The organism is Clostridium nigeriense (genome assembly GCF_900086595.1).
Classification (GTDB): Bacteria; Bacillota; Clostridia; order Clostridiales; family Clostridiaceae; genus Clostridium; species Clostridium nigeriense.
Genome location: NZ_LT575472.1, coordinates 3,384,729 through 3,401,823 on the forward strand (window position 1 = coordinate 3,384,729; position 17,095 = coordinate 3,401,823).

Genomic DNA, 17,095 nt, shown 5'->3' on the forward strand with positions numbered 1-17,095 from the left:
ACTTATTTTTAACAAAAATGTTCGTGATTTTCAATGGATAAATTTTCTCTTTTGATATAATATTAAAATCTTTATTAATTGAATGATAAATACCCTTATGATAAAATATAAAATAATGAATATCTTCTTATTTGTATACTTGGAGGCCTTATGAAAAAAGTAGAAAATAACTCTCTTTTTAATAAATATGTCAGTGAAACAAAAATTTTAGAGATATTTTCACATGATATGAGTAATAAAATGGACCTTTTTTCTTTTAAGAAAGGTGATATTTTAATAACCGAAGGAGAATGTTCGGATTACCTGTTTTTTTTAGTAAGTGGGAAAATGAAGGTATTTTCTCATTCTAGCTCAGGTAAAGTGATGTTTGTTTCTTATTTTAGATCTTTACAAATTTTAGGTGAGACTTGTAGTCTGTGGAGAAAAATACCAACAGCAACTGTTCAAGCAACTACAAATGGATATTGTCTTGGAATATCCTTGGTTCGATATAGAGAAACTCTTTTAAATGATGTAAAGTTTTTAAGATATACATGTATGAACCTAGGTGAAAGACTTAGCTTTATGAACAGTAACACTTGTATAACTATGTTTGATTCCTTAGAAAGTCGATTGGCTTCCTTTATTTTAAAAAATTCTAAGGACAATATTTTTCATTATAACTTAACAGAATGTGCTGAACTTTTATGCACTAGTTATAGACATTTGTTAAGAGTTCTTAATTCATTTTGTAATAATGGTAAGTTAAATAAATCAGGAAAATATTACCAAATATTAGATGAAGATTATTTTATAGAAATTGCATCAAATTCTTATAATATGAATTCTTAATTTAAACTATATATTATTAAAAAAACGGTAGAGTTTTCTCTACCGTTTTGATACTTTAATTTATATATTTTTATTTTAATTCACTCTTCATATATTCAAGTGTGAATAACGCTGAACTAATATTTGCATCAGTTGCATCGATATTATTATATATTCCTTCTGCATAATCTATGCCCCAAAGGAAATTATCCCATCTTATCTTTTGATAATTATCATTTTTAATTTCTTTAGCTTCTTTTATTTTCTTTTCAAGCTCTATTTTATTTTCCCTAACTACTAACTTTTTAGATGATTCATTTATTTTATCTACCATTTTATCAATTTCTTCTTGAGTAGCCTTTTCATTAGCTAAAACTTTTTTAGCTTCTTCTACTAGAGCTTTATGAGAAGTAATTGCATCTTTATAATAATTCAATTCATTTAAATTACTATTATTAGCTATTACTTCCTTAAGACTTGAATAATCTGTTGCTTTAACTAAAGCATCATAAGCTTGTTTTAAGTTATTATATAACTTATCAACTTCTTCTTGATTATATCCATCTGCTAGATTAGTATTAACATCTTTTAAAACTAAAGCTAAATTATTAAAGCTATCTTCAGTATATATTTTTGAATCTAATTCACTTACAGTCTTAATCAATTCACTTAATTCTCTTCTATTTATTGATGCTCCATTTTCCTTTGCATAGTGTAATTTAGTATCTCCCCATGATGCATGGTCATAACCATTTCCATTACCACCATCAGTTACAACTAACTTTAATTCTTTTGCTCCATTAATATCTACTTGTATATATTTCTTAACATCTCTTGAATTCATTAAACCACTATCAAATTTCTTAACTCCATCAACATATACTTCAAATGTTACAGATCCTATAGTATTATATGCACTTCTATCTACTCCAACATATGATGTGAAATAATCATAATTCTTATCACTTAAATCATAAATAACTGTAGAATTTGAGTGAGCTCCTAATCCTCTTTCATAAACTACTTCATTTCCATTTTCATCAGTTAATCTAATAGCTCTTGAACTATTACCTAAATCTTTCTTTGGAGCTGCATAGCTATGAGATTCTGACTTCCAATCATATTCTGTTAAATAAGTAAAATCATTCATATCAACAACTGCTATTGTTCTAGTTTTAGATACTTCATTTCCATCATTGTCTACTACTGTATAAGTTATTGGATATTCTCCAGTCTTATCAAAGTTAACTTCACCTTCAACTTTAACTCTTTCTGTTAAATTCCCATCTTCTATATCAGTAGCACTATATTCTTGATTAATATCAATAGGATGTCCTAAAGTTGTTGAAATTGATTCTGGTATAACTAATTCTGGTTTAGAATTTGTAGTATAAATCTTAGTATCTGCCCAAGATGCAAAATCCCCATATCCACTATCTCCTGCATCATTTGCTACTAATTTAAGTTCTTTTACTCCAGTTACATCCAATCTTACAAACTCAGCTTCACTATTTACTCTTACCACATCAGAAGTATAAACTTCTTCTCCATCTGCAAATATTTTAAATATTATAGTTGTAGCATTTACATTATAGTTTTTATCGGTTCCTAAGTAAGTTGTAAATACATTATAATCTCCATTTAAGTTATAAACTATTTCTGCATTTGTGGCAGCACCTATACCTTTATTAAACTCTTTAATAACTCCATCTACATTTAATTTAATCTTATTATTAGTATTTACTGCAGCATCTTTTTTAACTGTCTTCCATCCTGATACTGCTGATTCCCATTCCATATTAGATATATATTCTGACTTGCTATATACTAATATTTTTCTTTCTTTAGTAGTTGTATTTCCATCGCTATCTGTTACTAAATACTCAACAGTGTATTCTCCTGCTTTATCTGTAGTAAATCCATTTTTATTTACTACTATTGAATCAGTTAAATTTCCATCTTCAACATCACTTGCATTAACTGAATTCATTAGATTAAATTCACTTCTTAATTCAATATAATCATCTGATCCAACTTCTAATATAGGTTTTACATTATTAGTTGTAACTATTGGATTTCCTATTACAGCATGGTCTGAAGATATTCCATTCCCTGCATCATTTATAACTATTTTTAATTCATTTATCCCTTTAATGTCTAAACTTACATATTTAGCAGGAGTAGAATATTTCATTAAACCACTATTGTAAATTTCATTTCCATCTGCTAATATACTAAATTTTATACTTGAATTGTTTTGCTCAGCTATTGACCTGCTTACTCCTATAAAAGCTTCAAACTTATCATAATCTTTTCCTGATAAATCATAAACTAATTCACCATTTGCATGAAGTCCTATTCCTTTATCGAAACTCTTAACTTCTCCATTTACAAATAATTTTAAATCAGTATTTTTTCTTATAGAACCATATCCTGTTAATGACGAAGTCCATTCTATATCTGATAAATAGTCATAATCACTAACAACTTCTACTGTAACATTTTTAGTAACTTTTATATCATTTGATGTTACTTCATAACTTACATTGTAACTACCTTTCTTTGATGTATCTACATTTTGAATTACATTTATATCAGTTATTTTTTCCCCTAAATAATCAAATGCATTTACATAATCTAATGGATTAAATTCACTATTTAATTTAATAGTTATCTTATCATTTACTAATAAGCTAGGCGTTTTAGAGTTAATTTCTAATCCATTAGCTTTTGATAAATCTCTAGCATATGGAACTACTTCATATTTGTAATTTTTATTAATATCTACAGTAGAATCTGTGAAAGTATTTGTTGATGTAAATCCTATTACCTTTCCATCTCTAACTATTTCATATCCTAATAAGTCATCTTTATTTTCTTTATCAATATCAAATGTTAATGTAACACCATTTTCCAAATTATTAACTATTGATGTTATTTCTACTTTTACATTATTATTAAATCCAGTTCCCTCATAATTCATAGCGCTAGTATTTGCATACCATATTTTTTTATCCATATCTGGAAGTTTAGCTAATTCTTCTTTACATTCATCTGAAAGTGTAAAGTTATACTTTTCAAAATACGGAGTCAAATTCATCCCAAATATTTGAGAAGAATATTTAGCTAAAGTATCTTTTTTAGCTTTATAATCAGGTACGTTTGGATTATTTTCTCTATACATTCTTTCTAAGCTTGGCCAATAATTTTCATTGGCTAATTGTAATTGCCAGAACATATCTAATCCAACGCTTTCACTCTCTTTCTTGCTATCTTCTGCAGCTATTTCTTTATATAAATCTTCATAGTTAATTCTATCACCTTTACCATTTAATATAGCCGCTTGATTTGCCCACATGTTATTAGTTACTTCTCCCCACGTTCTAGCTGGTATATCCATTTGATGTCCAAGTTCATGTAAAGTTCCCCAAATTATGTCATTTACATAGTACTTGTCTGTTCTTAGGAAGTATTCCATTACACCTCTTTGTAATCCTATATGATCAGACGCTGCATATGCTGATCCAAATGGTTGCATTAATCTTACAGCTGTTCTTATATTAGTTGAATCATTTTTAATATCTTCTACATTGTCGCTTAATCCTGCAAACTTAATTGCATCTTCAAACTTATCATCCCAAATATTAATAGATTCATTTACATCTACACCCTCATTTATATAAACTTGATATGCTGATGTAGCTTTTCCTGTGAACATTAATCTATATCCATTAAACTCAAATATATCAATCATTGTATCTGGATTTTCATCTAATTTTTCTTTGTATGCTTTTAGCTCTTCTAAAAATTCTGCTACATTATCACCTTCATTAAATAGTGGGAAATGTCCGCCTCCTTCAATTCTAACTACAGGTGCTTTTCCTTGTTGTTCAGGAGTATATGGATTTATTAAATAAACTGCTCCACCCTTATTACTCTTTTTAGCCCAGTTTTCACTATAAATTTCAGGTACTACTATCGTATTCATACCCTCTTTTAGATTATATGTTCTAATCCAGTTTCCATAGTGTCCTTCTTGTTGAGTAAATGCTATTTGAGGTAAATACTTTTGACCATCTGCTTCAACGTATATTTTAAAAACTTCACCAGGTAACGCAACTATTCCAGTTGATTGAAGATTAGTTCCAAGAGAACTCATTTTTAAATCATTTCTTATATGTCTTACAATATCTCCATCTTGCTTAAGTGTGAATGTATTTTCACTAAAATCTACTTCACCTTTTACTATACTTTTAGCTAAATCTATCTTTTCTTGTAATTCTACTTTTAATGGATGATTAGCAATTTCTTCTTCTAATTCATTTATTTTATCTAGTGAATTAAACTCATCTGATACAGATGAAAAAGTATTATCATTAAATATTGTATTTATTTCATCTTGTGTTTTGTCTTCTTTATAAAACATCATTTCAGATATAGTAGCTTTTCCATTATTCTTAAATATAAATTTTATTCTCTTAAAGCTTGTTGGATTAAACTTTATCTCCACCATATCTGATGTTTTAGTTGCTGTAGCGCTGCTTACTAATTGAAATGTATCTCCCTTACTTGTATTTGATGTCCATATTTCAAAATCTTCTGCAAATCCTACTGTATTCCAAGCTGATCTATATGATATTCTATTTAAAACTACATCTTCTTTTAATGTAAATACTACTTCATTTTTAAAATCATCTTTTGTTTGTTTTGCCGTTTCCCAATAAGTATCTAAATTATTATCAAGTATATTACTTGATGTTGAATAATAATTTAAATCTCCCCCATTAGTATATATATTTTCTACATTTGAATTATCCATTCTAAAGACCTTATCATAAGCTTCTTTATATTCGGAGTAATAAGTTTCAAATTTAGAAACCTTAGCTTCAGTTGCCTCTATCTTATTTTCACTTACAAGAATTTTTGCATTTTTAAAATTTTCTTTGTAATCTTCATATAATATATGTGATTTAAATTCTTCTTCTAATTCCTTTATCTTATCTAAAGTATTAAATTCCTCTGAAACCTTAGACATTGTGTTATCTGTAAATAATTGTGTAACCTTATCCCTTAAAGCATCCTCTTTATAAAATGCAAACTCTGCTGCTGCTGCCCATGACTCTACGCTCTTTTTATATATAAATTTTATTCTTTTTATTTCTGTTGGCTCAAATCTAAACTCCAATGTTTCCTGGGTTGCATCTGCACTTCCAGTTGAAATTAATTTAAAAGTATCTCCAACACTAGTTGGTGATGCATATATTTCAAATTCTTGTGCAAAACCTCTATTTGTCCCTCTTTTAGTAGAATAAACTATTCTATTTATTGTTTTTAATTCATTGAATTCAAAGTTTACCTCATTATTATATGTGGAAGTATTTACCCTACCTGATTCCCAAAATGTATTTAAATCTCCATCTAATACATTTTCTATTTTAGTTTTATTAGAAGTTCCACCAGTATTAGAAGCTGCTATTATCTCATCTCTTGATATTTTAAACTTCTCATTGTATGCCTGTAGCTTTTCATCACTTACACCAAAGTTCATGACTTTTGCTTCAACAGCTTTAACTTCTCCTCTTCTTATTAAAGCCTTTGCATTATTTATAGTTTGTTTATAATCTTCATATAATGGATGGGTTTTCGCCTCTTCTTCTAAAGATGTTATTTTTTCTATTGTGTTAAAATCCTCTGATACTACCGCTAATGTATTGTCTGTAAATAAAGAATTCATTTTATCTAAAACTTTATCTTCTTTATAAAACATCATTTCAGATGCTGTTGCTGTTCCTAAATTCTTAAAAGTAAACTTAACTCTTTTAAAATTAGTTGGATTAAATTTAATTTCAATAACGTCTGCAGTCTTACTTGCTGTACCATTTGAAACTAGTTTAAAATCATCTCCCTCTTCTGTATTAGATGCCCAAACTTCAAAATTTTCTGCAAATCCTACTGTATTCCATGCAGATCTATATGCTATTCTATTCAAAACTGTTTCTTTTTCAAATGTGAATATTAACTCATTTTTAAAAGAATCTGATGTATGCTTTCTAGTTTCCCAATAGCTATCTAACTTTCCATCTATTATATTTTCAGTTCCAACACTTGAAGCCCTATTACCACCAGTACTAGTGATACTTTTAATATTAGAATTATCCATTTTAAAAGCTATATCATAGGCTTCTTTATATTGTGAGTAATATGGATTAAATTTTGATATTTTCGCTTCCGTATCTATTTTTTCTTCTTGTTCATTGGAAGCTAGTACAACACTGTTACTCCTCATAGTCTCTGCAAAAACACTTATAGGTGTTGCTGCTAAATTTGTCATTACTGCAACAATAATAACTGCTGATAGTTTTCTTCTTATCATATGTATTTACCCCACCTTCCGGCAACCTTAAAGCCTTTATGAAACAATAAAAAAACTACCTAATAAGGTAGTGTCATATAAATTTGCATAAAAATAAAATCCATTTAAAATGATATTTAAATGAGATTTAATATTTTTATTTAAACAAAAAGCATCAATAATACTTTTTGGCAACTGGCTGACTTTGATTAACACTTTAGTCCCTGTAGCTTTGCGTCCTTAAATTTCTTTAAGTTTGCCTATTAAATTTTATAGGTAAATTTTATCATATTATCATCATTTTATACAATAGCTCTTTTAATTATTTTTTTAATTTATTTTAAAGTATTAAAAAAAACAAATTTTATATGATATTAAAAAGAATAAATCCAACTATATTAATAGCAAAATTTGCAAACATATGAATTAACCAAGTAACATATATATTTTTATATTTTTCATTAAAATAGTTAAAAATTATTCCTCCAATAAATAACCCTACTATAGTTAGAAGAAATAAATTTATATCAAACCACCCTATCATCATAGCAACATGATAAAATGCAAAGGCTAAAGAACTAAAAATATAAGCAAATTTTCTACTTGATACTTCCTTCAATTTTAAAAATGCAAACCCTCTAAAAAAGAACTCCTCAAGCAATGAATTAATAAAAGAAATATATATTGCAACAAATATAAAATTACTAATAGTAACACCTGTATTTTCTGATAACGAAGATACAACATTTGAAAAATCAAAGAACTTCCCTATTACTAAATAAGCTCCAAAAATAATTATAAATACTCCAATTCCAGATAAAATAGCCGTAAGAATTTCATTCTTACTTTTTATTTTAAATAAGGAAGCTACGTTTAATTCTTTATTGTATTTCGAATAAAGAATTGGCATCATAGAAAAAAGTATAATCTTTACAAAGGATTTTATAAGATATTGCGGTCTTATAACTACATCTATAAATCCCATTACTAAACAAGCTAATAATACAATTAAAATAATAGTTTTCTTTTTATTTAACATTACCCCTCCATTAATTTAATTAAAGTCATATTAATTATACCATTTTTATTAAAAGCTTATGTTAATCCCATTTATTAAATTTATCTTATAATTCTAACGAAAACCTTACAGTAGCTACTTTTAGTAAAATTTTATTCTATTTATTATTAATAAAATAGGCAACATTAAATGATTTTAATACTTAATGCCACCTTATCTATATATTCTAATTTAATTAATTTTTCTTTTATTCCCTTCATTTATGGATAGAAATTATCATAAAGCATGTATCATTACATTAAAAATCCTATATAAAAATTGCCTAATAAGGATATAGAAATTAAGAATATACCAATTTTATAATGCACTTTTTTTGTCTTACCTAAATAAATTCCTAAGATACCTAGTAAACCTAATAAAACTGTTAAAGATTTATAAATAATATAGTTACTTGGTAGAGCTGTAAATGTAATTATGGTAAGAACTAATATAGCTATTAATGCATAATATGCATACCATTTTTTATTTAAGATATTATCTTTACTAAAAAATCCTATTCCTACTGTTGATAATATAAGTATTCCAATTACAATCGTTAGTATAAATAATATACCTAGTGCCAAAACTATCACTCCTTTAATAAAATTTCAATATGCTTACTATTCTTTTGTTAAAATATCCAATGTATGAGCTCCTGCCCCTATTAATTCTGGTCTTTCACATATAGATAAATGATACTGAACAAAAGTTTTAAAAGTTTCTTCATCCATTGCATTTAATGTTGGTCTCATATAATTAGCTGGACCATCTGCTGAAATTATTTTTATTCTTTTTACTCCTGCAACTTCATTTATTTTATTTATATCTTCAAGTCTTACATAATCATATAAGTCTTCTGGATTTGATATAACATGAAAGTTTTCATCAATCTTACCATCTTCAATGCACTTTTTAATATTATTTTCCTTAAAGCCATATGTTATTACACTATATTCATTCATAAGATAAGCAACTAATATCTTTCCTCCAATTTTAGTTACTCTCTTTGCTTCTTCTAAAGCCCTTATTTTATCTTCAAGTGTATATAAATGGTACATTGGCCCAAAAACCAATGTCATATCAAAAGTATTGTCTTCAAATCTAGCCAAGTTTAGTGCAGTTCCTTGAAAGGCTTTTACTGTACTTCCTTTAGACTTTAAAACTCCTAAATTATGCTTTACAAGTTCAACAGCTGTAACATCATATCCTTCATTAGCTAATGCTACTGAATATCTTCCAGTTCCCGCACCAACATCCAGTATTTTTAAGCTCTTATTATCATTTAAATATTCATGTATATACTTCATAGAAGTTATGTATTCTACTTGCCCATGTCTTCTTGTTAATCTTTTATCTTCACAAAACTTGTTATAATGTTTTTCTAATTCCGCTGTCATTTCTTTTCTCCCCTTTTTATATAATTCTTTAATTTATAAAGTGGATGATTTTTTGTTAGAAAAAACCTTGATTTCTCAAGGTTTTAAATCTAAATTTTTATTATTTTAAAAATATTTAAGCTTTTTTTATCAAGATTCTTGTTGAAATTATTATATACTTAACTATAATTTTTGTCTAGGTACACTTAAGAATATTAGTATTACTCCTGGCTGGCTTCAATTTTTTTAATGATTTTAGCAGGTATACCTCCAACAATAACATTGTCTGGAACATCTTTTGTTACAACTGCACCTGCTGCTATAATTGCACCATCACCAATTGTTACACCAGGAACTACAGTAACATTTGCACCAATCCAAACATTATTCCCTATAACTATTGGTGAAAGCTTCATATCACTTCTTTTACTTGGATCAGTATCATGATTAACAGTGGCTAAAACTACATTATGCCCAATTAAAACTCCGTCTCCAATTTTAATTCCACCTTGATCTTGAAAACGGCATCCCGAATTAATAAAAACATTTTTTCCTATAAATATATTTTTCCCACAATCTGTATAGAATGGTGGAAACATATTAAATGTATTATCCACATCTTTACCAATTATCATTGAAAATATTTTTCTAATTTCTTCTGGAGTATGATACTTTCCATTAAGTTCAAAAGTTAATCTTAATGCTTCTTGTGCTGCTTCATGCATTACTTCATGTAATTTAGAATTTCCTACAATTACTTCTCCCTTATTAGCACATTCTAATAAATCATTTGTATCCATCTATATAACCTCTATCTTATAATTTTTATAATATCTTCTACTATTTGAATATCTGTAAGTCTATTCTTTTTCATAAGTTCATCTGGAATATAACGGTCTAATATTTCCTTTTTAATACCATAATTTAAAACTTTCATATTAGATGGACCATAGAATCTTGAAATTTTTTCACCAAATCCCCCCTCTAAAATACCATCTTCAATAGTAATTATAATTTTATGTTCTTTCTTTAAACTTTCTAATAATTCTTCATCAATACCTGTAATAAACTTTGGATTAATTAAAGTAGCTTCAATATCATTTTCCTTTGAAAGCTTTTTAACTACTTTTTCACCAAGTTGATAGAAATCCCCAAGTGCAATTATTGCAACTTCATTTCCTTCTTTAGTTACTTGATATTTATTTAATATTGAATAATCTGTAGTATCTTCTACTCCACTTTCAATTACTCCCATAGCCGGAACACGAATAGCTACTGGATGTTCTTTTTGGGTCATAGCCCAATTAAGCATTTTAAAATATTCTTCCTTAAAGGCTGGAGCTAAATATACCATATTAGGAATATTACTCATAAATCCTATATCAAATAATCCAATATGTGTTACATCATTCATTCCATAAACAGATGCTGAATAAACTAATATTGTAGCTGGATTATTATTTATACATAAATCCTGTGAAAGCTGGTCATAGGTTCTTTGAAGAAAAGTACTATTTACTCCATAAACAGGGGTTCCTCCATTAGCTGCAATTCCTGAAGCTAAAGCTACTGCATGTTCTTCTGCAATTCCAACATCAACAAATTGTTTTCCTGCTTTTTCTCTTCTATCTTTATAGAATCCAAATACTGTTGGTGTTCCTGATGTAATAGCAACTACATTTTTATCTTTTTTCATAGCATTTAAAAGATATTCTCCTGTTAAATTAGCATAAGTATTTGTATTTTTATTATCTACCTTTAATTTTCCTGTTTCTATTTCAAAAGGCATACCCCAGTGCCATTGTTCTTTATTTTTCTCTGCAACTTCAAAGCCTTTTCCTTTAATAGTGTGAACATGAACAACTACTGGATTATCTATATCTTTAACTTTCCTTAATGTACTTATTAATTCATCAAGGTTATGGCCATCTTTTATATAGTAATAATCTAATCCCATTGCTTTAAAGAAATTACATTCACACTTTCCTTCTGATTCTCTAAGTTCTCTAAGATTTTTATATAAACCACCATAATTTTCTGCAATAGACATTTCATTATCATTTACAATTATAATCATATTTGTACCAGCTTCTGCAGCATTATTTAAACCTTCATATGCTTCTCCACCACTTAATGAACCATCTCCAATAATAGCAATAATATTATCCTTATCTCCCTTTAAATCTCTAGCCTTAGCAAGGCCACAAGCAAGACTTATAGAAGTAGATGTATGACCTAATTTAAAGAAATCATGTTCACTTTCATCTGGATTAGAATAACCAGAAATCGTCTTATATTTTTCTAAATTAGTAAATCCTTCTTTTCTTCCTGTAAGAATTTTATGAACATAGCTTTGATGAGAAATATCATAAACTATTTTATCCTTTGGAGAATTAAATACATAATGTAATGCAATTGTAAGTTCTACAACTCCAAGGTTAGGTCCTACATGACCTCCCTTCTCACTTAATCTATTAAGTAAAGCCTTACGAATTTCAAAGCTTAACTCCTTCATTTCATCTATTGATAATTTCTTTACATCCTCTGGTGAATTTATTTTTTCTAAATACATTTAAGTTCTCTCCCTTTTTATATGATTTGTTTATTATTATCATTACATTTTCTATGTATATCTTCTGTTCCAGCTTTAATTGCTTCCTCGTAATACCATATTTTATGATCAATAGTTTCCATTATATTATTTAATTCTTCAATTTGCTTTTGAACAGTTTTCTTTCTTTCAAGGAAAATTTCCATACGCTCCTTAAGAGTATTATCTCCCTCTATACATAAATCCATATACTTCTTTATGTCTTTTATTGGAACTCCAGATTTTTTCATACATGCTATTATAGATAACCCTTCAAAATCTTCATCTTTAGAAATTCTAGTACCATTTTCTTTTTTATCAATAAATGGCAATAATCCCTCTTTATCATAATATCACAATGTAGAAATAGAAACTCCAATTTTTTCAGAAAACTCTTTTATGGTATAACTCATATAGAACTCCTTTCTTGACTAAATAATTAATAAACATATTTTTATCTATACCCATATGATAAGGGGTAAAGTTAACTTTATGTCAATATCTTTTCTATATAAATAATTATAATTTTTTATTATTATCTTACATATGGATACTCTGGCTCTTAATATATCCTTAACTAATGAAAAAGTCTTTGGAAATCTAGTAAACTTAGATCTTCAAAGACTTTATAGTTTGGTTTATAAAATGTTAAATCCATTAATTATCCTTCTCTCTTTTATCTTAATTAGTCTAAACACTATTTTTTATAGTATTTAGATTAGGTTCTTATAATTGAAATATCTATTCATTGCAATTAACAAAAAAGGTTGTAGTTTAAACTACAACCTATAATAATCTAAATTATCTTCTATTTTGTTCTTTTTTAGCTCTTCTACAAGCTATACATCTTGTAGGTTCATTATCGAATCCTTTTTCTTTATAGAACTCTTGCTCTCCTACTGAAAATATGAATTCGCTTCCGCAATCTCTACATGTTATTGTCTTATCTGTCATAAATATTCCTCCTAAAATTAAAGATTCTAAATTGATATAATAATCTCTAACTTTTGAGAAACTATTTACCTAAATGAAACTTTTTTTGTTAGCAAAATTGCTACTTATTTATAATACCACAATATAAACTTTATTGCAAGTAATTTGTAAATATTTTTTAAATTTATTCAAAATTTATTTAAAAATATTTCTTCTTATAAATACTAATCGACAAATTCTAGTAATTAATATTCATAATCTGTAAGTATCTATGAAATTTTTCATATAATTAATGTATTATAAAATCAACAATAGTATTAAACCTAATGTTATTTTATACTATTTTCTTCTAATATTCTTATAACTTCATATTTTTCTGTAACAACCCTTGGAATCTTAATTTGATTTTTGGATACTTCATTCTTTATTAAAGCCTCTTTAACCTTCTTAAAGGTATTAGGTCTTAAAGCTATAACCTTTAGTCTACCTAATTTTTTACTAGCTCTAGCTCTATCATATGCCAAGTTAGCCCCTCTAAGTTCCTTATCCAAAAACTCCTCCAATTTACACTTTTCCTCGTGCATAAGGCAATTCTTCAGCTCCATATAAAACACATATCGGCCTGGAGTAATAGTATTGTCAGGTAATGTTGTATAATCCACAATATCAATATTAAGGGTCTTTATGGCATCTTTTATAGTACTTGTTAAATGTTCTTCATTAGTTTTTTCTGAAACCATGTTAAGTACTTGATTCCTTCTATATAAAAATTCAATGGTTGGAGTGTTATTATATTTTCCAACAACTTTCACTACATCTCCCAGCCTGTATCTATATAGTCCCATGCAGTTAGTCATAAGTATTTCATATTTTTCTCCCTCCTTAAGCTCTCCAAGACAAAGTGTTTTAGGATTTTTAATATTCATTTCTTTCTCTGGAATAAATTCATAATAAACAGTATCAGGTATGATTACATACTCTATTTTTTTAACAAATGGATTCATCCCAATTGTCCCCTCAGTGGCAGCATAAACTGGAGAATAGACAGGCAGGTAATCTGTATAGTAGTTAAGCATATCATCATAGATAGCAAAGTTTGCTCCCGTAACAGAACCAATGTAAAGCAGTTTCGGCCAAACCCTTCTGGCAACTCCTGCAAATCCATGTTTAAATATCCTCTGTAGCTCATCTGCTCTTCCAGCATCCGGTGTTAAATAGCTATTCAGTTTCTGTCTTACGTCTTCCTCAAGATTAATTGTCCTGCTAACCTTCCCCCTTCTAATATCCTCCACTAATTTACTTGAGTTTTCCTGAAGTATTCTAAATAAATCCACCACATTAGAAATAAATACTCCATTTATAAAAAGTAGATTTACCTCCTTAAGGGCAAAGAGGAGATGAAGATAGGAAGATGTCTCCTTGTCCTTAATTTCCATTACATCAATTGGTGAAGTATACATATAGGGTAGCATTGTTTTCATAGCTTTAATTCCTCCTGAAGTTGCAGAGCACACAGGATATCCGCCCTTTGTATAGTTAGTCATTGTAATATCTGCTATCATGAGCCCTCTTCCATAGTTCCGCTTCTCTTTAAATTCCTTATATGCAAAGCGATTAATGAGAAATACCATGTATTTAGTAGGTACTCTCCTACCTCTCTTAGTAGTTGGAATTAACTTCTGTTTCCCTGTAGTTCCTGAAGTATGGCAGAAATACTCCACCTTATCTGAAGTTAGTACATTACTCTCTCCTTCAGCCATCCTTACTATATACTTTTCATAGTATTCATAATCAGTTATAGGAAATATTCTCTTGAATTCTTCAGAAGATTTTATATTCTTAAAATTATAAATATTCCCAATTACTGTTCTGGAATTTCTTCTTAAAATTTTTAATAATATCCGTTCATTAACTTCTTGCGGATTTTTAGTATCACTTTCAAACTTTTTTTCTACAAAAGCTCCTGCTCCTCTTAGTATCTTATATAATGATTTGCTTATAATACTCGTGATAATACACTTCCCTAGTAATTTCTATAATTATTCTATGAAAAATACTCAAAAAAGTTATAAAAAATCTCCCTCAGAACTGTACTCTGAGAGAGAAAAATAAGTCTATTTATTTTCTTTAGTGTAAAAATGGTCTTGCAGTAGATTGATTCCAATCAAACTTCGCTTCGCTCGTTTTCTTCGTCAATCTTTACATGGGTAGTTGTAACAACTTACTTCGTAAGTTTAACAACTGCCTCAGCGTGCGGTGTGTTTGGGAACATATCTTTAACACAGCTTTCTACTATTTTGTAGCCTGCTCCTATTAATGTATTTAAGTTTTCCACTAAAGTTTTTGGATTACATGATACGTAAATTATTTCTTTAGCATTGAATTTAATTACATATTCTAGAGCTTTTGGATGTACTCCACTTCTTGGTGGATCTAAAATTATTGTATCTGGTTTATCCTTAACATTTTTTATTATTTCTGCTACATCTCCTGCTAAGAACTCACAGTTATCTAAATTATTAAACTTAGCATTTTCCTTTGCTGCTTCAACCGCTTCTTCTATAAGTTCGATTCCAACTACTTTTTTAGCATTTGCAGCTGCTATTTGACCTATAGTCCCTGTTCCACAGTATAAATCAAATACTATCTTGTTATTTGATTCACCTATATAATCCCTAACTATGCTATAAAGACTTTCTGCTCCCTTAGTATTAGTTTGGAAAAATGAAAAAGGAGATATTTTAAATCTAAGTCCTAAAAGTTCTTCAATTATATAGTCTTTACCATATAATAACTTTACTTTCTCTGGTACTACAGCATCTGAAAAAGAATTATTTTCAGTATGCAGTATAGATACTAATTCACCTTTGTAGTTTTGATTTTTTAATATTTCTACATACTCCGATAAATCAAAATCAATTTGAGTTGTTGTAACTATGTTAACCATTAATTCGCCAGTATTAATAGCTTTTCTTATAACTAAGTGTCTTAAATAACCTTCTCTTTTCATTACTCTATAATAAGGTAAGTTTTGAGTTCTGAAGTAATCTACTGTAGCTTTAATTACAGTTCTAAAATCTTCATCTACTATTAAACACTTATCTACAGTTATAATTCCAAAGGATTTACCCTTCATGTGCATTCCTAAGGTTAATTCTCCACCTTTTTCAAAGTCACCAAAGGTAAACTCCATCTTATTTCTATATTCCCATTGCTCTTTACTAGCAACTATACCTTTATAATTATTAGTTGGTAACCCAGCATCTTCTAGTAATTCTTTAAATTCTTCACTTAAAAGCTCTAATTGCTTTTCATAAGTTAGATTTTGTGAAGTACATCCTCCACAAATTCCAAAATGTTCACATGGTGGGTCTATTTCATAATCTGCTCTTTCATCTACAGAAATAAGTTTTAATTCTGCAAAGGATTCTCTTTTTTTCTTTACTCTACCAGTTACTAATTGCCCTGGAAAAGTACCTTTTACATATATTTTTTTACCTTCTAAAGTTCCAACACCCATTGATGGAAATTCAGTTTTATCTATTTTAACTTGTACAGTACTCCCTTTTCTCATCTTAACTCCTAATTGAAATTATTTTGACATTGTTTTTGTTCCTATAGTATCTTTTAATTTTGTTAATGAACAAATAGGTCTATAAAAAATATTAACTATAACATACATTATTAAGAACATTGGCTCTCTTTCTGCTATATAGAAGCCAATTAGCTTTAATATAAAATCCAAAACTATTAATAATACTAATGCTACAGCAATACTTATTATTTGATCTATTACTCCAGCTAAAACCTTCTTTAAAAACTTCATAGCTTTACTATCTTCTTTAGTTTCTGTAAGCATTTCACCTGCTACTTCTTCTAAAGAAACCTCTGTTTCTACTTCATTAGTCACTTCAACGACTTCTTCTATAACTTCATTTGATACTTCCTCATTATTTAATTCTTTATTATCCAAACCC

General features: G+C 28.0%; 11 protein-coding genes, 1 pseudogene and 1 riboswitch. Of the genes and pseudogenes, 1 reads left to right on the forward strand and 11 read right to left on the reverse strand.

Annotation, left to right across the window (positions count from 1 at the left end; all coding sequences use genetic code 11):
* The first annotated feature begins 150 nt into the window (after window positions 1-150).
* Window positions 151-831 (forward strand): cyclic nucleotide-binding domain-containing protein, encoded by a 681-nt coding sequence (locus tag BN6774_RS15850; RefSeq protein ID WP_066895511.1) that lies wholly within the window; start codon window positions 151-153, stop codon window positions 829-831.
* A 70-nt stretch (window positions 832-901) separates the two neighbouring features.
* Here BN6774_RS15850 and BN6774_RS15855 read toward each other — a convergent pair whose 3' ends face one another.
* From BN6774_RS15855 to BN6774_RS15905, 11 genes and pseudogenes are all read right to left on the reverse strand, one after another.
* On the reverse strand, window positions 902-7,183 hold the full coding sequence (locus BN6774_RS15855; RefSeq protein WP_066895513.1) for an NPCBM/NEW2 domain-containing protein: 6,282 nt from the start codon (window positions 7,181-7,183) through the stop codon (window positions 902-904).
* Between the two features lie 166 nt (window positions 7,184-7,349).
* Window positions 7,350-7,433: riboswitch (cyclic di-GMP riboswitch) on the reverse strand.
* Between the two features lie 93 nt (window positions 7,434-7,526).
* Entirely contained in the window at window positions 7,527-8,201 is a 675-nt protein-coding gene (locus BN6774_RS15860) for a CPBP family intramembrane glutamic endopeptidase (protein WP_066895515.1), read from the reverse strand.
* 272 nt (window positions 8,202-8,473) lie between these two features.
* The gene (locus BN6774_RS15865; RefSeq protein WP_066895517.1) at window positions 8,474-8,803 is read right to left on the reverse strand and encodes a hypothetical protein; all 330 of its coding nucleotides are present in this window, start codon (window positions 8,801-8,803) and stop codon (window positions 8,474-8,476) included.
* A 36-nt stretch (window positions 8,804-8,839) separates the two neighbouring features.
* Window positions 8,840-9,616 carry a class I SAM-dependent methyltransferase gene (locus tag BN6774_RS15870; RefSeq protein ID WP_066895519.1) on the reverse strand — a complete coding sequence of 259 codons (777 nt, stop codon included), beginning with the start codon at window positions 9,614-9,616 and terminating at the stop codon, window positions 8,840-8,842.
* Between the two features lie 200 nt (window positions 9,617-9,816).
* Window positions 9,817-10,395: a sugar O-acetyltransferase gene (locus BN6774_RS15875; RefSeq protein ID WP_066895521.1), complete on the reverse strand. Its 579-nt coding sequence runs from the start codon at window positions 10,393-10,395 to the stop codon at window positions 9,817-9,819.
* Between the two features lie 11 nt (window positions 10,396-10,406).
* A complete protein-coding gene (locus BN6774_RS15880; RefSeq protein ID WP_066895523.1) occupies window positions 10,407-12,167 on the reverse strand; it encodes a 1-deoxy-D-xylulose-5-phosphate synthase in 1,761 nt (586 codons plus the stop codon).
* Window positions 12,168-12,184: 17 nt separating this feature from the next.
* Window positions 12,185-12,526, reverse strand: a pseudogene (locus BN6774_RS15885) (MerR family transcriptional regulator); the annotation flags it as partial.
* 460 nt (window positions 12,527-12,986) lie between these two features.
* Entirely contained in the window at window positions 12,987-13,139 is a 153-nt protein-coding gene (locus BN6774_RS15890; protein WP_066895525.1) for a zinc-ribbon domain-containing protein, read from the reverse strand.
* A gap of 308 nt (window positions 13,140-13,447) precedes the next feature.
* Window positions 13,448-15,133: a GH3 auxin-responsive promoter family protein gene (locus BN6774_RS15895; RefSeq protein WP_328586449.1), complete on the reverse strand. Its 1,686-nt coding sequence runs from the start codon at window positions 15,131-15,133 to the stop codon at window positions 13,448-13,450.
* Between the two features lie 206 nt (window positions 15,134-15,339).
* Window positions 15,340-16,692, reverse strand: coding sequence for a 23S rRNA (uracil(1939)-C(5))-methyltransferase RlmD (gene rlmD, locus BN6774_RS15900; protein WP_066895529.1), 1,353 nt, complete (start codon window positions 16,690-16,692; stop codon window positions 15,340-15,342).
* 18 nt (window positions 16,693-16,710) lie between these two features.
* The gene (locus BN6774_RS15905; protein ID WP_066895531.1) at window positions 16,711-17,091 is read right to left on the reverse strand and encodes a hypothetical protein; all 381 of its coding nucleotides are present in this window, start codon (window positions 17,089-17,091) and stop codon (window positions 16,711-16,713) included.
* Window positions 17,092-17,095 lie beyond the last annotated feature (4 nt).